General features: G+C 69.0%; 15 protein-coding genes and 4 tRNA genes. 9 read left to right on the top strand and 10 right to left on the bottom strand.

The window, feature by feature from the left end; translation table 11 throughout:
* Positions 1–116 precede the first annotated feature (116 nt).
* Complete coding sequence (gene acnA, locus ACEYYH_RS10215) at positions 117–2,945, top strand: aconitate hydratase AcnA (RefSeq protein WP_374978049.1); 2,829 nt, start codon at positions 117–119, stop codon at positions 2,943–2,945.
* Positions 2,946–3,041: 96 nt separating this feature from the next.
* Positions 3,042–4,994 carry a 1-deoxy-D-xylulose-5-phosphate synthase gene (dxs, locus tag ACEYYH_RS10210; protein ID WP_374978048.1) on the top strand — a complete coding sequence of 651 codons (1,953 nt, stop codon included), beginning with the start codon at positions 3,042–3,044 and terminating at the stop codon, positions 4,992–4,994.
* 76 nt (positions 4,995–5,070) lie between these two features.
* Here the strand turns inward: dxs and ACEYYH_RS10205 are convergent, their stop codons facing one another.
* From ACEYYH_RS10205 to ACEYYH_RS10190, 4 genes are all read right to left on the bottom strand, one after another.
* Positions 5,071–7,215: a 3-hydroxyacyl-CoA dehydrogenase NAD-binding domain-containing protein gene (locus ACEYYH_RS10205; protein ID WP_374978047.1), complete on the bottom strand. Its 2,145-nt coding sequence runs from the start codon at positions 7,213–7,215 to the stop codon at positions 5,071–5,073.
* Positions 7,216–7,226: 11 nt separating this feature from the next.
* Positions 7,227–8,432 carry a thiolase family protein gene (locus ACEYYH_RS10200; protein ID WP_374978046.1) on the bottom strand — a complete coding sequence of 402 codons (1,206 nt, stop codon included), beginning with the start codon at positions 8,430–8,432 and terminating at the stop codon, positions 7,227–7,229.
* Between the two features lie 72 nt (positions 8,433–8,504).
* Complete coding sequence (locus tag ACEYYH_RS10195) at positions 8,505–9,704, bottom strand: ribonuclease D (RefSeq protein ID WP_374978045.1); 1,200 nt, start codon at positions 9,702–9,704, stop codon at positions 8,505–8,507.
* The gene (locus ACEYYH_RS10190; protein WP_374978044.1) at positions 9,697–10,287 is read right to left on the bottom strand and encodes a DUF3000 domain-containing protein; all 591 of its coding nucleotides are present in this window, start codon (positions 10,285–10,287) and stop codon (positions 9,697–9,699) included. Before ACEYYH_RS10190 ends, ACEYYH_RS10195 begins: the two co-directional genes overlap by 8 nt.
* Positions 10,288–10,312: 25 nt before the next feature.
* Here ACEYYH_RS10190 and ACEYYH_RS10185 point away from each other — a divergent pair, with 25 nt between their 5' ends.
* Entirely contained in the window at positions 10,313–11,566 is a 1,254-nt protein-coding gene (locus ACEYYH_RS10185) for an alpha/beta hydrolase family protein (protein ID WP_374978043.1), read from the top strand.
* A gap of 15 nt (positions 11,567–11,581) precedes the next feature.
* Here the strand turns inward: ACEYYH_RS10185 and ACEYYH_RS10180 are convergent, their stop codons facing one another.
* Both ACEYYH_RS10180 and ACEYYH_RS10175 read right to left on the bottom strand, forming a co-directional pair.
* Positions 11,582–12,022, bottom strand: coding sequence for a SufE family protein (locus ACEYYH_RS10180; RefSeq protein ID WP_374978042.1), 441 nt, complete (start codon positions 12,020–12,022; stop codon positions 11,582–11,584).
* Between the two features lie 34 nt (positions 12,023–12,056).
* Entirely contained in the window at positions 12,057–12,962 is a 906-nt protein-coding gene (locus tag ACEYYH_RS10175; RefSeq protein ID WP_374978041.1) for a sulfurtransferase, read from the bottom strand.
* Positions 12,963–13,123: 161 nt separating this feature from the next.
* On the opposite strand from ACEYYH_RS10175, the gene zapE reads away from it, so the two are divergent.
* The 3 genes from zapE (at position 13,124) to ACEYYH_RS10160 (ending at position 16,226) form a co-directional block, all read left to right on the top strand.
* Complete coding sequence (gene zapE / locus ACEYYH_RS10170; protein ID WP_374978040.1) at positions 13,124–14,152, top strand: cell division protein ZapE; 1,029 nt, start codon at positions 13,124–13,126, stop codon at positions 14,150–14,152.
* A 184-nt stretch (positions 14,153–14,336) separates the two neighbouring features.
* Positions 14,337–15,605 carry an ammonium transporter gene (locus ACEYYH_RS10165; RefSeq protein ID WP_374978039.1) on the top strand — a complete coding sequence of 423 codons (1,269 nt, stop codon included), beginning with the start codon at positions 14,337–14,339 and terminating at the stop codon, positions 15,603–15,605.
* A gap of 102 nt (positions 15,606–15,707) precedes the next feature.
* The gene (locus tag ACEYYH_RS10160) at positions 15,708–16,226 is read left to right on the top strand and encodes a type II toxin-antitoxin system PemK/MazF family toxin (RefSeq protein WP_374978038.1); all 519 of its coding nucleotides are present in this window, start codon (positions 15,708–15,710) and stop codon (positions 16,224–16,226) included.
* Between the two features lie 42 nt (positions 16,227–16,268).
* Here the strand turns inward: ACEYYH_RS10160 and ACEYYH_RS10155 are convergent.
* A tRNA-Val gene (locus ACEYYH_RS10155) sits at positions 16,269–16,344 on the bottom strand.
* A 155-nt stretch (positions 16,345–16,499) separates the two neighbouring features.
* Here ACEYYH_RS10155 and ACEYYH_RS10150 point away from each other — a divergent pair.
* The 3 genes from ACEYYH_RS10150 to ACEYYH_RS10140 all read left to right on the top strand — a co-directional run bounded on the left by ACEYYH_RS10150 (position 16,500) and on the right by ACEYYH_RS10140 (position 16,798).
* A tRNA-Gly gene (locus ACEYYH_RS10150) sits at positions 16,500–16,572 on the top strand.
* Positions 16,573–16,625: 53 nt separating this feature from the next.
* Positions 16,626–16,699, top strand: a tRNA-Cys gene (locus ACEYYH_RS10145).
* 24 nt (positions 16,700–16,723) lie between these two features.
* A tRNA-Val gene (locus ACEYYH_RS10140) sits at positions 16,724–16,798 on the top strand.
* 45 nt (positions 16,799–16,843) lie between these two features.
* Here the strand turns inward: ACEYYH_RS10140 and ACEYYH_RS10135 are convergent.
* Genes ACEYYH_RS10135 through ACEYYH_RS10125 form a run of 3 tightly spaced genes read right to left on the bottom strand, consistent with a single transcriptional unit; the run spans position 16,844 to position 20,536 of the window.
* Complete coding sequence (locus tag ACEYYH_RS10135) at positions 16,844–17,056, bottom strand: KTSC domain-containing protein (protein ID WP_374978037.1); 213 nt, start codon at positions 17,054–17,056, stop codon at positions 16,844–16,846.
* Positions 17,057–17,081: 25 nt separating this feature from the next.
* Positions 17,082–18,122 (bottom strand): alpha/beta fold hydrolase, encoded by a 1,041-nt coding sequence (locus ACEYYH_RS10130; RefSeq protein ID WP_374978036.1) that lies wholly within the window; start codon positions 18,120–18,122, stop codon positions 17,082–17,084.
* Positions 18,119–20,536, bottom strand: a complete 2,418-nt coding sequence (locus tag ACEYYH_RS10125) for a GMC oxidoreductase (RefSeq protein ID WP_374978035.1) — start codon at positions 20,534–20,536, stop codon at positions 18,119–18,121. Before ACEYYH_RS10125 ends, ACEYYH_RS10130 begins: the two co-directional genes overlap by 4 nt.
* Positions 20,537–20,886 lie beyond the last annotated feature (350 nt).

Below are 20,886 nucleotides of genomic sequence, written 5' to 3'. Positions count from 1 at the left end.
AAGATAAATTTCCTCCGAACCGTTAGGGCGACCTCACTAGCCGAGGGCTTCGGTGCGGGGGAAGATGGGGATGCCGGACTCCGGCACGATCCCCGCCGCCGACGAAGGAGACAGACGTGTCCACGGTTGACAGCTTCGGTGCGAAGAGCACCCTGACGGTCGGCAGCACCGACTACGAGATCTTCCGCATCGACACGGTCGCGGGCTACGAGAAGCTCCCGTTCAGCCTCAAGGTGCTGCTCGAGAACCTGCTGCGCACCGAGGACGGCGCGAACGTCACCAAGGAGCAGATCGAGGCTCTCGGATCGTGGGATGCCGCGGCCGAGCCGAACACCGAGATCCAGTTCACGCCGGCTCGCGTCGTGATGCAGGACTTCACCGGCGTTCCCTGCATCGTCGACCTCGCCACCATGCGCGAGGCGGTCGCCGCACTGGGTGGCGACGCCACCAAGATCAACCCGCTCTCTCCGGCCGAGATGGTCATCGACCACTCCGTCATCGCGGACCTCTTCGGCACCGAGAACGCCCTCGAGCGCAACGTCGAGATCGAGTACGAGCGCAACGGCGAGCGGTACCAGTTCCTGCGCTGGGGCCAGACGGCGTTCAACGACTTCAAGGTCGTCCCGCCGGGCACCGGCATCGTCCACCAGGTCAACATCGAGCACCTCGCGAAGGTCATCTACGACCGCACCGTCGGCGGCGTGCTCCGCGCCTACCCCGACACCTGCGTGGGCACGGACTCGCACACCACCATGGTCAACGGGCTCGGTGTGCTGGGCTGGGGCGTCGGCGGTATCGAGGCCGAGGCGGCCATGCTCGGCCAGCCTGTCTCGATGCTCATCCCCAAGGTCGTGGGCTTCAAGCTCTCCGGCGCGATCCCGACCGGCGTCACCGCGACCGACGTCGTGCTGACCATCACCGACATGCTGCGCAAGCACGGCGTGGTCGGCAAGTTCGTCGAGTTCTACGGCGAGGGCGTGGCATCGGTCCCGCTCGCGAACCGGGCGACCATCGGCAACATGAGCCCGGAGTTCGGCTCGACCGCCGCGATGTTCCCGATCGACAGCGTGACCATCGACTACCTGCGCCTCACTGGTCGTGACGAGCAGCAGCTCGCGCTGGTCGAGGCGTACGCCAAGGAGCAGACGCTCTGGCACGACGCCACGCGGGAGCCGGTGTTCAGCGAGTACATGGAGCTGGACCTCTCAACGGTGGTCCCCTCGATCGCCGGGCCCAAGCGCCCGCAGGACCGCATCGTCCTCTCGCAGGCGAAGCAGCAGTTCGAGAGCGACCTCACCAACTACGCCGAGATCGACCACGATCTCGTCGATCTCGAGGGCTCGGAGTCGTTCCCGGCGTCCGACCCGCCCGGGAACTCGCCGGAGGACGAGTACAGCCTCCACGAGCATCACCACCACAGCCACGCGCCGGCGACGGCTTCGAAGCCCACCCCGGTGACCCTCGAGGGTGGCGAGAAGTTCGTGCTCGACCACGGTGCCGTGACGATCGCCGCGATCACGTCGTGCACCAACACGTCGAACCCGTCGGTCATGCTCGCCGCCGGCCTCCTCGCCCGCAACGCGGTCAGGAAGGGCCTCAAGGCCAAGCCGTGGGTGAAGACCACCCTCGCACCCGGCTCGAAGGTCGTCACCGACTACTACGAGAAGGCTGGTCTCACCAAGGACCTCGAAGACCTGGGCTTCTTCACCGTCGGCTACGGATGCACCACGTGCATCGGCAACTCCGGTCCCCTCATCGAGGAGGTCTCCGCGGCGATCAACGAGAACGATCTCGCGGTCACCGCGGTGCTGTCGGGGAACCGCAACTTCGAGGGGCGCATCAACCCCGATGTGAAGATGAACTACCTCGCGAGCCCGCCCCTCGTGATCGCGTACTCGCTCGCCGGTTCGATGAACTTCGACTTCGAGGTCGACGCCCTCGGCACCGACCAGGACGGCAACGACGTGTTCCTGCGCGACATCTGGCCGGACTCGGCCGAGGTGCAGGCCACGATCGACTCGTCGATCAACAAGGAGATGTTCACCCACCAGTACGCGAGCGTCTTCGAGGGCGACGAGCGGTGGCGGACCCTCCCGACGCCGACCGGCGACGTGTTCGAGTGGGACGAGGCCTCGACGTACGTGCGCAAGCCCCCGTACTTCGACGGCATGACGATGGAGCTGACTCCGGTCGGCGATATCTCGGGTGCGCGTGTCCTGGCGACGCTGCTGGACTCGGTCACGACCGACCACATCAGCCCTGCCGGCAACATCAAGGCCGACAGCCCGGCCGGTCAGTACCTGGCCGCCCACGGCGTGGACCGTAAGGACTTCAACTCTTACGGCTCGCGCCGTGGCAACCACGAGGTGATGATCCGCGGCACGTTCGCGAACATCCGCCTGAAGAACCAGCTCGTCCGCGAGGTCAACGACGGCGCCGAGGTCGAGGGTGGATTCACGCGCGACTTCACGCAGGCCGGCGGACCCCAGTCCTTCATCTACGACGCCAGCCAGAACTACCAGGCGGCCGGCACCCCGCTCGTGATCTTCGGCGGCAAGGAGTACGGCTCCGGCTCGTCGCGCGACTGGGCGGCGAAGGGCACGAGCCTGCTGGGCGTGAAGGCGGTCATCACCGAGAGCTTCGAGCGCATCCACCGCTCGAACCTCATCGGCATGGGCGTCGTCCCGCTGCAGTTCCCGGCCGGCGAGAGCTGGAAGTCGCTGGGCCTCGACGGCACCGAGATCGTTTCGATCTCGGGTCTCGAGCAGCTCAACGAGGGCGTCACGCCGAAGACGGTGCGCGTTACCGCCGAGCCGAGCGAGTTCTCGCCCGAGGGCAAGCAGACGGTCGAGTTCGACGCGGTCGTCCGCATCGACACGCCCGGTGAGGCCGACTACTACCGCAACGGCGGCATCCTGCAGTACGTGCTGCGTTCGCTGGTCTGACAGCTGATTCACGGGGACCGGATGCTGCGGCATCCGGTCCCCCCTTCATGCCCGGGTAGACTTGCAGAGCCCTTCCGGGGCTGGAAAGGAGCGGGGATGTCGCTGCTGTCGTCCATCACCGGACCCCGCGACCTCGACGCACTGAGCCTCGATCAGCTCGATCAGCTCGCGGAAGAGATCCGCGGATTCCTCGTCGAGAACGTCGCACGCACAGGCGGCCACCTGGGCCCCAACCTCGGTGTCGTCGAACTGACGATCGCGCTGCACCGCGTGTTCGACTCGCCGAACGATCCCATGATCTTCGACACCGGGCACCAGTCGTACGTGCACAAGCTCCTCACCGGGCGTCAGGACTTCACCAAGCTGCGCGCACGCGAAGGGCTCGCCGGCTACCCGCAGCGGTCCGAGAGCCCGCACGACGTCGTCGAGTCGTCCCACGCCTCGAGCTCGCTGAGCTGGGCGGACGGCGTCTCGCGAGCTCTGACCCGCACCGGCCGCAAGGATCGGCACGTGATCGCCGTCGTCGGCGACGGCGCGCTCACCGGCGGCATGACGTGGGAGGCGCTCAACAACATCTCCGACGACAACGACCGCAACCTCGTCATCGTCGTCAACGACAACGGGCGCTCGTACGCCCCGACCATCGGCGGGATGGCGCGCTACCTCAACCGTGTCCGCACGGCGGATTCCTACCGCAACCTTCACCGCGGCTCCGACACGCTCTTCCGCAAGCTCGGCCCCGCCGCCCGCGCCGTGTACCGCGGCGTGCGCGGCGGCACGCACGGGTTCCTGTCGCGCTTCACGAACAACGCCGCGCTGTACTCGAACCTCGACATCAAGTACCTCGGACCGGTGGACGGCCACGACCTGCCGACGCTCATCGAGACGCTCGAGCTCGCCAAGGAGTACGGCGCGCCCGTCATCGTCCACGCGATCACCGAGAAGGGCCGGGGCTATGCGCCCGCCCTCGAGGACGAGGCCGACCAGTTCCACGCCGTGGGCAAGATCGACCCGATCACGGGAGAGTCCCTCGGCTCGGCCGGCGGCACCGCGTGGACCGACGTCTTCGCCGACGAGCTCGTGCACGTGGGCGAGCAGCGCGACGACATCATCGCCATGACCGCGGCCATGCTGCGCCCCACCGGGCTCCTGCCGTTCGCGCAGCGCTTCCCCGACCGCGTCTACGACGTCGGCATCGCGGAGCAGCACGCCGTCGCCTCCGCGGCGGGCCTGTCGTTCGGCGGCCTGCACCCGGTCGTCGCGATCTACGCGACGTTCATGAACCGCGCGTTCGATCAGGTGCTGATGGATGTCGCGCTCCACCGCGCCGGCGTCACCTTCGTGCTCGATCGCGCCGGCGTGACAGGCCCCGACGGCCCGAGCCACCACGGCATCTGGGACCTCGCGATGCTGCAGATCGTGCCGCACATCCGCATCGCCGTGCCGCGCGACGAGACGCGCCTCCGCGAGGAGCTGCACGAGGCCGTGGCCGTCGACGACGCGCCCACCGTCATCCGCTTCCCGAAGGGCGGCGTGAGCCCCGAGATCCCTGCGCTGGAGCGCCTCGAGGACGGCGTGGACGTCCTCGTGCGCTCCGACGCCCAGGATGTGCTGCTCGTCGGCATCGGCCCGATGGCGCACATCGCCGTCGACGTCGCCGAGCGCCTGCGTGCGCAGGGCATCGGCGCCACCGTCGTCGACCCGCGGTGGGTCGTGCCGGTGCAGCCGTCGATCGTCGAGCTCGCAGCATCCCATCGCCTGGTCATCACGATCGAGGACGGCATCCGTGTCGGCGGCATCGGCACACGCGTGCGCCAGGTGCTGCGCGAGGCGGGCGTCGACACGGCGGTCGACGAGCTGGGCGTGCCCGACGAGTTCATCGACCACGCGAGCCGCGAGCAGATCCTCGAGGACGCCGGCCTCACCCCGGCGAAGATCGCTCAAGATGTCGTCGCGCAGGTGCTCGGCACGCGCATCCCCGTCGCGCGGGGCGCGGAGACCCGCGAGATCCCGGTGATCCCGACGCTGTCGCGCGAAGAGCGCCGCTAGACCTGCGGCCTCGCGACGCACCCACGGCGAAAGGGCGCATCCTCAGCTGAGAATGCGCCCTTTCGGTGTTCGCGCGTCAGCCGGCGATGCCCTTGATCACCGGGTGGTGGAAGGTGTCGCCGAAGACGCGCTCGGACGCGCCCTCGCGGTCGAGATACGGCGATGCGCCACCGTCGATGAACGGCCAGCCCGCGCCGAGGATGAGGCAGAGGTCGATGTCCTCGACCTCGGGGACGACACCCTCGTCGAGCATGATCCTGATCTCCTGTGCGAGCCCGTCCTGAACGCGCCGCAGGATGTCGTCGGCAGAAGCCGGCGACGAGCCCACGGCGGGCTTCAGCACCTTCTCCGCGGCCTTGGTCCAGCCGGTCACGCGGCCGCCCTTGTCCTTCTCGACGACCTCGGGGAGCTCAGCGAGCGCGTGGAAGTTCTCGTTCGCGTAGAACCGCTCGGGGAAGGCGCGCACCATGGTGTCCTGCACGTGCGCGGCGACCTTCCAGCCGACCAGGTCGATGAGCTGGAACGGCCCCATCGGCAGACCGAGGGGGGCGAACGCCTTCTCGACGTCGGCGACCGGCGTGCCCTCGTACACGGCACGCGCCGCCTCGCCCATGACCTTCGCCAGCAGACGATTCACGACGAATCCTGGCGCGTCGGCGGTGAGGACCGCGTTCTTGCCGAGGTTCTTCGCGACGACGAACGCCGTCGAGAGCGCGGCCTGGGATGTCTGCGGCGTCTTCACGATCTCGATGAGCGGCATCACCGCGACCGGGTTGAAGAAGTGGAAACCGACGAGACGCTCGGGGTGGGCGAGCTTCGCGCCGATCTCCTCGACCGACAGCGACGAGGTGTTGGTGGCGAGGATCGCGTCCTCGGCGATGATCTGCTCGATCTCGCCGAACACCTGCTGCTTGACGCCGACCTCTTCGAAGACGGCCTCGATGACGAAGTCACAGTCCGCGTACAGGCTCTTGTCGGTCGTGCCCGTGACGAGCGCGCGCAGCTTGTTCGCGGAGTCGCCGTCGAGGCGCCCCTTCGCCTCGAGCTTGCCGATCTCGTCGTGGATGTACGCCACACCCTTGTCGACACGCGCCTGGTCGAGGTCGGTGATGAGCACCGGCACCTGCAGCTTCCGCACGAACAGCAGCGCGAACTGACTCGCCATGAGGCCTGCGCCGATGATGCCGACCTTGGTCACCTTCTTCGCGAGCTCCTTGTCGGGAGCGCCGACCGGACGCTTGGCGCGCTTCTGCACCAGATCGAAGGCATACATGGATGCCGCGAACTGGTCGCCCGTGACGAGCTCGGCGAGAGCCTCGTCCTCACGCGCGAAGCCCTCGGCCCTCGAGCCGTTGCGCGCCTTGTCGAGCAGGTCCAGCGCCACATACGGCGACTTCGGCACGGTGCCGATCTTCGACTCGAGCATGCCGCGCGCCATCTTGATGGCGATCGGCCACTTGGTGAGACGCTCGATCTTGCCCGGCTCGTTCTTGCGGTCGACCTTGATCTTTCCGCCGAGGACGCCGTCGGCCCAGGCCAGCGAGTCCTCGAGGTAGTTCGCGGCGGGGAAGATCGCGTCGACGATGCCGTAATCGAACGCCTGCTGCGGCTTGAGCATGCGGTTCTGCTTCAGCGGGTTCGAGATCACGACCTCGAGCGCGTTCTCGATGCCGATGAGGTTCGGCAGCAGGTACGCGCCGCCCCAGCCGGGGATGATGCCGAGGAATACCTCGGGCAGCGCGATCGCGGCGGCCGAGGCATCCACCGTCCGGTACGTGCTGTTCAGCGCGATCTCGAGCCCGCCGCCGAGCGCGAGCCCGTTCACGAAGGCGAACGTGGGAACTCCCAGATCGGAGAGCTTTCCGAACACCTTGTGGCCGAGCTGGGCCACCATGCGCGCGTTGTCCTTCGAGCCGACCTTGCTGATGTCGCTGAGGTCGGCGCCGGCGGCGAGGATGTACTGCTTGCCGGTGATGCCGACCGCCTGGATCTCACCGGCGGCCGCGCGCGCCTTCAGCGCGTCCAGCGTCTCGCCGAGCTGGAACATCGTCGCGGGACCCAGCGTGTTCGGGCGCGTGTGGTCGCGGCCGTTGTCGAGCGTGACGAGAGCAAGCACCTTGCCGGAGGCGAGACGGATGTCGCGCACCCGCGAGTGCGTGATCACCTCGCCCTCCGTCACGGCGAGGATGGGGGAGAAGTCGATGTCGTCGTAGTTCGTCATTCGTCGATGCCTCAGCGCTTCTTCTTGCCGTCGAAGTGGGGGTTCTCCCAGATGACCGAGCCGCCCTGGCCGAGGCCGACACACATCGCGGTCAGGCCGTAACGCACGTCGGGGCGCTCGGCGAACTGGGCCGCGAGCTGGATCATGAGCCGCACGCCGGAGGCGGCGAGCGGGTGGCCGAGCGCGATGGCGCCGCCCCACTGGTTGACCCGGGGGTCGTCGTCGGCGATGCCGAAGTGGTCGAGCAGCGAGATCACCTGGATGGCGAACGCCTCGTTCAGCTCGAACAGGCCGATGTCGTCGATGGCGAGGCCGGCCTTCTTCAGCGCCTTCTCGGTCGACGGGATCGGGCCGATGCCCATGATCTCCGGCTGCACGCCGGCGAAGGCGAACGAGACGAGCTTCATCTTGGGCTTCAGGCCGAGCTCCTTGACGGCGCCGCCGCCGGCGAGCAGCGACATCGTCGCGCCGTCGGTGAGGGGCGACGAGGTGCCCGCGGACACCCGACCGTGCGGGCGGAAGGGCGTCTTCAGACCGGCGAGGTCTTCCATCGTGGTCTGCGGTCGGCGGCCCTCGTCCTCGGTGGCGAGGCCCCAGGAGCCGTCGGCGTCCTTGGTGGCGACCGAGACGAGGTCGGGCTGGATCTTCCCGGCGTCGTACGCCGCCTGCGCCTTGTGCTGGCTCAGCATGCCGTAGCGGTCCGAACGCTCCTTGGTGAGGTGCGGGAACCGGTCGAAGATGCGCTCGGCGGTCACGCCCATGTTGAGCGCGCCGGGGTCGACCATCTTCTCCGCCACGAAACGCGGGTTCGGGTCGGCGTTGCCGCCGATCGGGTGGTGGCCCATGTGCTCGACCCCGCCCGCGAGGGCGAGGTCGTACATGCCGACGCCGATGGACCCTGCCATCGTCGTGACGCTCGTCATCGCGCCCGCGCACATGCGGTCGATCGCGAAGCCCGGAACCGTCTGGGGGAGCCCGGAGAGGATCGCGACGCTGCGGCCGAGGGTCAGCCCCTGGTCACCGGTCTGGCTGGTCGCGGCGATGGCGACGTCGTCGATGCGGTCCTTGGGAACGCCGGGGTTGCGCTCCATGAGCCCGATCGTCGCCTTGACGGCCAGGTCGTCCGCGCGGGTGTTCCAGTACATGCCTTTCTCGCCGGCGCGCCCGAACGGGGTGCGCATTCCATCGACGAAGAAGACGTCCGAAATCTCGGCCACTCTGCCTCCAAAAGTAGGGATGTCGCCAGCCTAGGAGGGCGCATGGAGCGGTCGGAATCGGGTGGGGGAAACCTACGAAGCCGGTTCCGACGCTTCCGACACGGCTTGCACGGATCCCACAAAGGCATCGGCGATCAGCTGTGCGGTCTGCGCAATCTGCCAGGATCGGGCGCCCAGCGCCGACAGCGCTTCGCCGACGGATTCTGCGGTCAGCGGCTGCGGGGGATTCCAGGCGACGCGTCGCAGCGACTCGGGCGTGAGGAGGTTCTCGGTCGGCATGCGCAGCTCCTCGGCCCGCTGCTCGACGACGGGGCGAGCCGCCTTCAGACGGGCGTCGGCCTCGGGGTTGCGATCGGCCCACGCCCGCGGCGGCGGCAGCGTGTCGCCGCCGGTCGCACGTTCCATCGGGAGCTGCGTGACGGCACGTCCGCTCTCGATCGCCGCCCACCAGCGGTCCAGCTGCGACCGGCTCGCGCGGCCGGTGAAGTCCTTGACCGCGGCGAGGGCGCTCTTCGTCTTGGGGTCCGCCAGCACCGCGGCGACCAGAGCGCGGTCGGGGACGAGGCGCCCGGGGGCGACGTCCTCCTCCCTCGCGTACTCCTCGCGGGCGGTCCAGAGCTCGCGGGCGACGGCCAGCGCCTTGCGGCCGCGCACGGTGTGCAGGCCCGACAGGCGGCGCCACGGCTCTTCCCGGGGAGGCTTGGGCTCGCGTTCGAGCACGGCGCGGAACTCCTCCGCCGCGAACTCGGTCTTGCCCTGCTCCTCGAGCTCGGCGACCAGCTTGTCGCGGACGTCGACGAGGTGCTCGACGTCGAGTGCGGCGTATTCGAGCCACGACTGCGGGAGAGGCCGCGTCGACCAGTCCGACGCGGAGTGCGCCTTGGCGAGGGTGATGCCCAGCGTGTCCTCGACGACGGCGCCAAGGCCCACCCGCTCATGACCGAGGAGGCGCGCGGCGAGCTCGGTGTCGAAGATCGAGGCCGGCTCGAGCCCGATCTCGCGCAAGGACGGCAGGTCCTGGCTCGCGGCATGCAGCACCCACTCCTCGGCGCCGATCGCATCCTCGAGCGCGCTGAAGTCTCCGATCGGCGGGGGATCGAAGAGGAACACGCCCGCACCGCGCCGGTAGACCTGCACCAGATAGGCCCGCTGCGAGTAGCGGAATCCTGAGGCGCGCTCGACGTCGACGGCGACGGGGCCCTCCCCGTCTGCCAGGCGCCGCGCGGCTTCTCCGACGCGTGCGACCTCGTCGATCACGTCGTATTCAGCCACGTGGCGACCTGTGCGAACCGAGCATCGCGATCCCTTCCGAGCCGGGCGGGAGACCCGCCAGCATGCATACCAACTCCGCCCATGCTTCCACGTGCGGAGCGATCGCGCCCTCCGGAGACCATGAAGCCCGCAGTTCGATCTGCGCTCCGTCGCCCTCCGCGGCCAGCGCGCCGAACCCCTTGGAGAGGGTCTTCGTCGCGGTTCCGGATGCCGAGTGGAAGGCGGCGCGTCGTGACTCGAGCGCATCGGTGAGCCAGGTCCACGCGACGTCCGCGAGGAGCGGATCGACCCCGATCTCGGGCTCGAGCGGAGCCTGCGCGAAGCACACGATCCGCCATGGACCGTTCCAGGGCGCGGGCTCCTCCGGATCGTGCAGCAGGACCAGCCGGCCCGTGCCGTAGGGGGAGTCGGTGGCGTCAGGCTCGGGACGCACGTCGCCCGCGATCGCAAAGGCGTTCGGTGCGAGGCCCTGCGGGGCGGCGATCTCGCGGACCGTGAGGTCGTCGCGGAAGGAGATCGCACGCACCGCCTCGGCGGCCTGCTCGAAAGAGCCCGGTGCCGCCGGGGGACGCTGGTCAGTCACGCGGACAGACTAGGCTGATGCCTCGATGGTCGCCTCCAGGCGCGCCGCATGGGACGGCGCACGCAGTTACCCGGGAGGGCCGAAGGCTCTCGCTCCTCGTCGCAGGCGCAGGACGCCCGCCCTCGTCGCCGGGGTGAAGGCCGCGCTCACGGTGCTGAGCGTGGCGCTGGCCGCTGTGCTCGGCGCTCTCACGGCGAGCTCCGTGGTGATGGCCCGAAAAGTCGTCACCCCCGCCCGCCGACAGGCCGACACCCGCATCCTCGCGCTCGACACCGCCGCGCAGACGATCACCCTGTCGCGCACGGCCGACACGGAGCTCCCCGGTCGCTACGGGCTGTTCACGTCGGGCACGTCCGATTACATCAAGCTCGGCTCGGTGCTCTCGGAGGACGCCTCGAGCGTCAAGCGCAAGCTCCTCACGCACATCCCGGCGGATGCGAGCCTCGCCCCCGAGGCGGCGTTCAGCGGGTGGTACTACGACCATCCCGAGCAACTGCACCTGCCGTTCACGCCGGAGCTCATCGGCTCCACCGTCGGCCCGTGCCCGGCATGGCAGTTCGCTGCCGGAGACGGCGACACCTGGGTCATCCAGGTGCACGGGCGCGGCACCACCCGGGCGGAGTGCCTTCGGGCGGTGCCCGTGTTCCATGCCCTCGGCATCACGTCGCTCGTCGTGTCGTACCGCAACGACGGCGAGGCGCCCCGCAGCCGGAACGGCACCTACGCGCTGGGCGCCACCGAGTGGCGCGACGTCGACGCGGCCGTCGGATTCGCGCGGCGGCGCGGAGCGCGCCGGATCATCGTCATGGGCTGGTCGATGGGCGGCGCGATCGCGCTGCAGCTCGCGCTCAACTCGGCGCACGGCGATGTCATCGCCGGGCTCGTCCTCGAATCGCCCGTCGTCGACTGGCGCATCGTGCTCGACTACCAGGCCCGGGCGGAGCGCGTGCCCGGCGCGGTCAGCCGTCTCGCGATCGAGGCGCTGCAAGCCGAGTGGGCCTCGCCTCTCACCCGCACCGGCGCCGCGATCCGTCTCGACCAGCTGGACGTCGTCGCACGGGCCGCGGAGCTCAGGCATCCGATCCTCATCCTCCACAGCGACGACGACGGATTCGTCCCGTCGGACGCCTCGCACGACCTCGTCGCCGCGCGTCCGGACCTCGTGGAGATGCAGGTGTTCGAGGTCGCACGCCACACGAAGCTGTGGAACTACGACCAGGAGCGCTGGAGCGCCAGCATCGGCACGTGGCTCGCCGCGCACGGGATCATCGCCGACTGATGGCTCCCGGGAGGATCACACGGCAGACTTGGCGTGCACTTGACGCTGGGCGCGCAGCAGCATCCCGGTCATCCCGGAGATGCGCAAGGGCGACACCACCCGCGTGAGACCCAGCGTCTGCGGGAAGTCGCCCGGCACCGCCAGCACCTCGGCGACCGTGAGGCCGGTGAGGCCCTGCGCGAGGATGCTCGCGAACCCACGGGTCGTCGGAGCCTCGGGCGGGGCCGTCGCATGCATCGCAACGGTGCCGTCGGCATCGACGTCGACGACGATGAACACCGGCGACTGGCACTCGACCACCCGCTCGTACAGCTCGGGGTGCCCCTCGTACTCCGCAGGCACCGGCGGCAGCTCGTAGGAATACTCCAGCAGGAGCTGCAGCCGGTCCGGCTCGGGCAGCTCGAGGAACTCGTCGCGGATCTCGGCGAGACGGTAAGGCAGGACGGCTTCAGTCATCTCCGCCATTTTCCCACGTGATGGATGCTGCGGCTCAGCGCTGCGGCGCCTCGCCGGGCTCGGCACCCGCCACGATCGGCACACGCACAGCGCTGCCCCACTCGGTCCACGACCCGTCGTAGTTGCGGACGTCCTCGAAGCCGAGGAGGTGCTTGAGCACGAACCACGTATGGCTCGACCGCTCGCCGATACGGCAGTAGGCGACGATCGCGTCGCCGTCGTCGAGCCCGACCTCGCCGCGGTAGATCGCGTCCAGCTCGGCGCGGGGCTTGAAGCCGCCGTCCTCGGCGACGGCGCGCGCCCACGGCACGCTCTGCGCCGAGGGGATGTGCCCGCCGCGCAGCGCGCCTTCCTCGGGGTACGCGGGGGCCGACGTGCGCGACCCGTCGTACTCCTCGGGGGAGCGCACGTCGATGAGCGGCCCCTGGCCGAGGTGCGCGAGCACGTCGTCCTTGTACGCGCGCAGCACGGAGTCGTCGCGCTCGATCACCGGGTAGTCGGTCGGCGCCGGAGTCGAGGCCTCCGTCGTAATCGGCCGCCCCTCGGCGATCCACTTGTCACGACCGCCGTCGAGGAGGCGGACGTCCTCGTGACCGAACAGCGAGAACACCCACAGCGCGTACGCGGCCCACCAGTTGTTCTTGTCGCCGTAGATCACGACGGTGTCGTCGCGGGAGATGCCCTTGCGGCCGAGGAGCTCGGCGAAGCCCGCGCCGTCGATGTAGTCGCGCACGACGGGGTCGTTGAGCTCGGTGTGCCAGTCCACCTTGACGGCACCGGGGATATGGCCGGTCTCGTACAGCAGCACGTCCTCGTCGGACTCGACGACGACCAGCCCCGGCTCGCCCAGGTGCGCCTGCAGCCAGTCGCCCGTCACGAGCCGCCCGGGCTCGGAGTACTCGGCGAACTTCTGGGACGAGGTGTCGGTCGCGACGGTCATGGCGTCTCCTGGATTCGGGGGCGAGGTCGAGCGGCTGTCATGCGGTGCCAAGCGAGGGCAGGCGCACGCGGCTGACGGTTAGGGTTGAACCGTCGTCTTCCACCCTAGATTCCCGGGCGGGGCACCACAGCCCCTCCGTAAGACACCGACACAGGATCCGCATGACCGTCTCCGCCACCCGCACCGGCGTCGTCCACCTCGTGGAGCGCGCTCCGCAGCTCGCCGGCGCCGAGATGGTCGCCGCGCTGGTCCCGCCGCCCCAGTTCGCCGACGCGACGTTCGACACATACCGCGCCGACCCGGCCTATCCGTCGCAGCAGGAGGCGAAGGATCTGCTCCAGGCGTTCTGCGGCGCCGCGGCGCCCGCCAAGGGCGGGCTATTCCGCCGCTCGAAGCGCCCGGAGCTCAAACCCGGCGTCTACCTCGACGGCGGCTTCGGCGTCGGCAAGACCCACCTGCTCGCCTCCGTGTACCACGCGATGCCGGCACGCCGGAAGTACTTCGGCTCCTTCATCGAGTACACGGCGCTGGTCGGCGCACTCGGCTACCAGAACACCGTCGAGCTGTTCCGCGGCGCGGATCTGCTCTGCATCGACGAGTTCGAACTCGACGACCCGGGCGACACCATGGTCATGACGCGTCTTCTCGGCGAACTCGTGAACTCCGGAACACGGCTGGCCGCGACATCCAACACCCCTCCCAACGCCCTCGGCGAGGGACGCTTCGCGGCGCAGGACTTCCTCCGCGAGATCCACGCGATGGCCTCGAGCTTCCAGACGATCCGCATCGACGGCACCGACTTCCGCCACCGGGCGGTCGACGGGCATGCCGTTGTGCTCGAGGAGCCGCAGTACGAGGCTGCGATCGCGGATGCCGCGGCCACAGGACTCGCGTCGGACGACACGTTCGACGCCCTCGTCGGGCACCTCGCCCACGTGCACCCGTCCCGCTACATCCGCCTCATCGAGGATCTGGCGGTGGTGGGACTTCGCGACGTGGAGCCGTTCTCGGATCAGTCGGCCGCACTGCGTTTCGTCGCCTTCATCGACCGCGTCTACGACGCGCAGCTGCCCATCCGTGCGACGGGCACGTCGCTGGACCTCGTCTTCCCCGAAGAGATGCTGGCGGGCGGCTACCGCAAGAAGTACCTCCGCGCCATCTCGCGCCTGGTGGCCTCGACGCTCGCGTGACGACGAGCCGGCGTGGCCGCCGATTCGCGGCGCGCCCTCGGCCCGCCGAAACACGATGTTTACGTGCGCACACCTCGCGTAACGAACGGGAAACACGGGTCGTCCCGCTCCGGAAACGGAGCGTCGACACACTGAGTGGACCCGACGCTATACCTGCGTCCCCGCAGAGAGGTTCTCCATAGAGATGGATCAAGGCAACACCGCATTCATGCTCATATGCGCAGCGCTCGTGCTGCTGATGACTCCCGGACTCGCTTTCTTCTACGGCGGTCTCGTCAAGGCGAAGAGCGTCATCAGCATGATGATGCTGAGCTTCGGCGCCCTGGGCCTCGTCGGCGTGCTCTGGGTTCTGTACGGCTATGCGATCGCGTTCCCCAGTGCTGAAGGACTCGTCGCGCCGTGGGCGATCGATTGGTCGGCCATCGGCCTGCAGAGCTTGCTCGAGACGCCCGAGGGCGCCGCCTACCCGCCGCTCGCGTTCGTCGCGTTCCAGGCGACGTTCGCAATCATCACCGTCGCGCTGGTCTCGGGTGCCATCGCCGACCGCGCCAAGTTCGGGTCCTGGATGATCTTCGCCGCCATCTGGGCGACGATCGTGTACTTCCCGGTCGCGAGCTGGGTGTTCAACTTCGGCCTCGCCGAGGACGGCAGCTTCGCGTACGGGGGCTGGATCACCTACGGCATGCAGGAGTGGTTCGGCGTCGGCGCTATCGACTTCGCCGGTGGCACGGCCGTTCACATCAACGCAGGTGCTGCGGCGCTCGCGCTCGCGCTGGTGCTGGGCAAGCGCGTCGGCTTCCAGAAGGGCGTCCACGTCCCGCACAACCCGCCGTTCGTGCTGCTCGGTGCCGGCCTGCTGTGGTTCGGCTGGTTCGGCTTCAACGCCGGCTCGGAACTCGCCGCCGACGGCACCGCCGCACTCGCGTTCGTCAACACCATCGCCGCTCCCGCCGCAGCCCTGCTGGCCTGGCTCGTCGTCGAGAAGTTCAAGGACGGCAAGCCGACCTCTGTCGGCGCCGCCTCGGGCGCGGTGGCCGGTCTCGTCGCGATCACCCCGGCCTGCGCCTCGCTCGACCCCATCTGGGCGATCGTGCTCGGCCTCATCGCCGGCGCCGTGTGCGCCCTCGCGATCGAGCTCAAGTACAAGTGGGGCTTCGACGACTCGCTGGACGTTGTGGGCATCCACCTCGTCGGTGGTCTGATCGGTACGCTCTACCTCGGCTTCTTCGCGTCGACCACCGGTCTCTTCTGGACCGGTAACGGGACGCAGCTGCTGGTGCAGGCCATCGCCGCCTTCGCCGTCCTGATCTACTCGTTCGTCCTGGCCTACGCCATCGGCTGGGTCATCCAGAAGACGATCGGCTTCCGCGTGAAGAACGAGGACGAGGTCGCCGGCATCGACACCGTCGTCCACGGCGAGGAGGGCTACGTGCTCGAGGGCACTCGCGCCTGACACACGGCATCTGCTCCGAAGGGGCGTCGCGGTCTTCCCCCCAACCGCGGTGCCCCTTCGGCGTTCCTGGCGCCGACCCCCGGCGATCCTAGGATGGCGACTGTGACACAGCGAAGCGGGCTGCGCGGCATCCTGAACAGCATTCTCCGGCCCCGCCGAACCACGGGCCCCTCCTTCGACAATGCGCCCGAGGACGGCCGCAGCGGGCCGACGGCCACCGGGGAGGTGGCGCCGCCCGGCAGAGGAGCGCTGCGGATCACCTACGCCCCCGATCACGACGGCGATCCCGATGCGGGCGAGATCGTCTGGACGTGGGTGCCGTACGAGGAGAACGACGGGCGCGGCAAGGATCGCCCGCTCCTCGTGATCGCGCGCCAGAGCGCCGAGCGGGTGTATGCCGTCCGCCTCACGAGCAAGTCCCACGACGGCGACCGCGACTTCCTCGCCCTGGGCACGGGGGAGTGGGACTCGCAGGGCCGACCCTCGTGGCTCGACATCGACCAGCTCTACAGCGTGCATCGCGACGGCATGCGGCGCGAGGCATCCGCTCTCGACCTGGAACGGTTCGTGCGCGTTGCCGACGCCCTCCACCGCCGCTACGGCTGGGAGGTCGGCAACTGAGCCAAGAAGGCCCGATCACTTTCGTGACCGGGCCTTCGGTGATGGTGGGCGATACCAGACTCGAACTGATGACCTCTTCCGTGTGAAGGAAGCGCGCTACCAACTGCGCCAATCGCCCGTTCCCCGAGGGGGACGAGTAACAACCTTACCGGATGCGGGAGCGTGCCTCGAACCACATCGACGTGACACGCGCGGGGTGCACTCGGTTTTGCAGGACGCCCAGGATCGGTTAGAGTCTTTCAAGTGCCCGGGTGAACAAGCCGGGAACGAAATGCGGATGTAGCGCAGTTGGTAGCGCATCACCTTGCCAAGGTGAGGGTCGCGAGTTCGAGTCTCGTCATCCGCTCGAGTGCAGGGATCCCTTCCAGGGATCACGGCACGTGGGGTCAAACCACACGCGGTGGCGTGGCCGAGCGGCTAGGCACCGGCCTGCAAAGCCGTTTACACGGGTTCGAATCCCGTCGCCACCTCCACTCGAACTGAATAGCCCTTCACGGGCGCGATTGGCGCAGCGGTAGCGCGCTTCCCTGACACGGAAGAGGTCACTGGTTCGATCCCAGTATCGCGCACCACCTGAAACCCCCGCCTCGGCGGGGGTTTTCGCATTCTGGTGCACGTCAGCGGATGTGCTCCGAGGGATACACCTCCCTGATCCTCTCCTGGAAGAACCTCCCGGCGCTGTCGGCCTCGCGGAGTGCGCGGTGGACCGACGGCGGCACCGCGAAGTAGCGATACACGTCGCCCGACGTGAACTCGAGTTCGAGAACGGCGGTGTCGGCGTCGTACCCCGCCGACGCGATCGCAGCGGAATCGATACGGTGTCGTCGCACGGCTTCAGGCTACGCCGCGCCGCAATCACGCGTTCAGCTCGGCGAGGACCCTCGGATAGACATCGATGTGGGCGCGCGCCCCGAGGAAGACGTCGGCGTGACCGTATCCGCGGAGCAGGGTGAGCGAGTGACGACCGGGCTGATGCCGTTCGAGGTAAGCGTAGGTCTGCTTCTGGCTCTCCGGCAGGAACGCACGATTCTCCGCACCTGCGAACAGCGCGAACCTCGCCTGCGTCTGCGGCGCCGCCGCCGTGATCCTGGCGGGCAGACCGCCCTTCGCCCGGATCGGTACGATCTGCCCGGCACGGTCGGAGGCGGCGAGCTGCGCGTAGAAGCTCATCGGCACGCGGCCGAACTCCGTCGCGACCCAGTCGTGGGTCGCGGCATCCAGATTCGCGTGCCGCCAGAGTGCGGGGTGCCCCGACCCGAGCGCGAAGCTCGCCATGTTGCAGCTCGCGTTGCCGCATTCGGCGTGCCACATGCGCACGGCGTTGCGGGTCACGCGGGGGAGCACCCCCTCCGGTCCGTCGCGCCAGGGGACGTCGACGAACGACTGCGTGCGCTGTACGAGCGGTCGCAGCGCGTGCAGCTTCACGCGCGCGAACGGGGGCATCACCGGATGCAGCGATACGCCGTTCGACACGATCACGTCCACCTCGGGAAGGAGCCCGCTCACCGCGGCCATGCTGAGGGCCGTCGACCCCTGACAGTGCGCCACGGCCCTCAGCGAAGATGCACCCGTCTGTGCGAGCACGTGGCGGACGGCGACAGGGATGTCGAGGAGCGCGACGTCGTCGAGCGTCCAGGGCCGCGGGTCGAGGTCGGTCGAGCCCCGCCAGTTGAGCATCCACACGTCCCAGCCGTCGTCGAGGAGCACATCGACGAGCGTTCGTGCGACAGGTGGTCGGAACGACTCCGCCCGCATCGCCACGCCGTGCAGCAGGAGCACCGGCCCCTTCGTGGGTTCGGTGTCGGTGCGCACCCGGATCAGCGTGATCGTGACGCCGTCGCCGGCGTCGAGGAAGTAGACCTCGTCATGGTGACGCCATCGTGCCGCGGCCCTCACGATCCCTCCTCCCGCGGCGCCGCCGACGACGACGCCGGGGCGGCGTCCGGCGGGGGCGGCCCGGGGCGCAGGTAGACGTCCTTCATCGAACCGGCGAAGAAGGCGCCGAACCGGGCGATGGAGCTGAGCGGACCCGAACCCGACCCGCGGAACGTCGTCAGCTGACGCGCGAAGTCGAGCGGGAGGATCCGCAGGATGCCGGCGCCGACCACGTCGGCGGGGGCATCCTGAGCGCCGTTCTCTCCGGGCGGGACATGCCCGAGCATGAGCGTGATGTAGAGCGTCGAGGTGTCGGTCCACATGTCGAAACCGCGATCGTTGCGCACGATCTTGTAGCCGTACATCGTGAGCGGCTGACCCGACATGTCGCTGAACCAGAGCCGGTAGCGCATCTCGCGGGTGAGGGCGGAATCGGCGGCCACGAAGAGGTTCGCCCACCCGCGCTGCACGGGCAGGGTTCCGCCGAGCAGGTCGCAGTCGACGTAGCCCTCGGCGGTCGCGGTGTGGTCGTCGCCGGCCACGAAGCGCTCCACATCGGGTGCGGTGATCGTGAGTCGGAACATGAAGCGCTGGGCGAGCTGGCGCCCGAGCTCCCAGCCCGCGAGAGGATCCGTCTCGCCGAGTGCGAGATGCCCCTTCATCTTCTCGGTGAACTCCATGCCGCGGCCTGCGACGGGATCAGCAGGCGTCTCGATGACGATCGCCGGGGCGGACTCCGTCGCCCTGCGCCGCCGCTTGGGCTTCGGCTTCTCGAGCACGTGCTCGACGGCGCGATCGGCCATCGCCGCGATCGTGAGCGACGGGTTGGGGCCGACGGGCCCCGGAACCGCCGAGCCGTCGACGACGAAGAGTCCGGGGTGGCCGAACGACTCGTTCCAGCTGTCGACCACTCCCTCCTGCGGCGCACGCCCCATCGGGGTGCCGCCCAGCGGATGCACCGTGACGACGCGCTTCGTCCACCAGAGCGGGTTGTCACGGAACGTGCCGCCCAGCGCCTCGGTGATGCCCCGCATCGTCTCGCGCATGGCGTCGAAGTACGCCTTGCTCGTGGCGGTGGTCCACTCCACCTCGATCTCGCCGTCGACCAGCGTGATCCGCCCGTCCGGGGTGTCCCGGCCCATGCCGAGCAGCGGGAGCGAGCTCGAGGTGAGCCGGCCCTGCCCGACGAGCTTGGCCACCTCGGCCGAGATCGTGGACTCGTTCTTGTTCGTCAGCCGATGGGCGACGATCTGAGAGACGACGCTCGCCGCGCGCCGCATCGACGCGGTGACCTGAGCGGTCTCGACGAGCCAGCTGGTGAACTCGGGGAAGCCGGCCTCCTGCACGTAGTAGCCGCGCCCCTGGCCCTCCTCGTCCAATCCGTCGGGCCTGCGGATGGCCGTCGTGATCACCGGGCCGTAGGCCGGGTCGATCATGCGCGTATGCCCCGCCTCGGTCGTCGACTGCGCACCGAAGCAGAAGGTCAGCAGGTCGCCGTTGCCGCTGAAGCGGGTGCCCAGGGCGCGTCCGAGTGCGGGCAGGGCCACGCGGTTGCGCAGCAGCAGCGCGGTCGTGCCGAAGGTGCCGGCGCCGAGGAACAGCTGGTCGCACGTGATGCGCAGGTGCGTCCGCTCGTGACGGCCGCTCGCATCGGGGTCGCCGTAGCGCACGTAGCGCACCTCATACCCGCCGCCGTCGAGCGGCGTGACACCGGTCACCTCGCACAGCGTGCGCAAGTCGGCGCCGTGGGCGGCCGCCGCGGACAGGTAGTTGTGGTCGAGCGTGTTCTTCGAGCCTTCGTTGCAGCCGATGTCGCACTCGCCGCACAGGCGGCACGTGAGCCGTGTCGCGTTGTGGAGGTTTCCGTACGACGGCAGGTCGACGACCTGCTTCGGGATCGCCTCGGCTCCCGGCCGCGAGGAGAACGACACCGCGAGCGGGGGAGAGAAGGCCTGCAGCCCCAGCGTGTCGGCGGCGTCGCGCAAGGCGCGCGCCTTGGGGAGGTCGGGGTAGGGGTTCGGCACCGGTGTCATCATCGCCTCGACCGCGTCGTAGTGTCGGTCCAGGTCGCCCCGGCCGATCGGCCAGTGCTCGTAGCCGCCGCCCGGCAACGGAGAATCGTGCACGAACCAGCGCTCGTCCTTGCGCAGCAGCACGTTGGCGTAGATGAGCGAGCCGCCGCCGAGCCCTGCCGACACGATGCCTTCGAGCTTGCGGAACGACCGCACGTCGAACAGGCCCAGCAGTTCGTCCTTCGGCTCCCAGAACGCCCTGCTCATCTCGTACGGATTGCGCGCGAAGCTTCCCGGCGGGTACGCGCGACCGCGCTCGAGCAGTACTACGGAGCGGCCCGCCTCAGCGAGACGGTAGGCGCTGACGGATGCCCCGAATCCGGAACCCACGACGACCGCGTCGACGTGCTCTGCAGCCGGCATCTCACGCCACCTCCCGGCGGAAAGCGGCGTACCTCGGGTCGTTCTCGTGTTGCGTACGGATCATCGACTCCCTCTCTGCGGGGCTCGGCGACACACTCGGTGGAGACGGTCGTACACCGGAGGAGTCCCGCGCGCCGCAGAAGATACGTCGCCCCGGAACCACCCCCTCGGCACTCAAACTAGTGATCCCGCCGGCGACGCCGCAACGGATGCCGCACCTCTCTGCAGAGCCGCGCAGCACGTCGTCCGGAACATCTGCGCGTCGCATGTACGAAGGATGGCCCGTGCATGCTCTCTTCACTATGATTCGGGCAGATCCACGGACCTGCCCTCCCGCGTTAACCGCCGGC

This window comes from Microbacterium trichothecenolyticum (assembly GCF_041938625.1).
GTDB lineage: Bacteria > Actinomycetota > Actinomycetes > Actinomycetales > Microbacteriaceae > Microbacterium > Microbacterium trichothecenolyticum_D.
The sequence above is the reverse complement of the archived record's forward strand: the minus strand, read 5'-3'. Positions and strand labels throughout refer to the sequence as shown.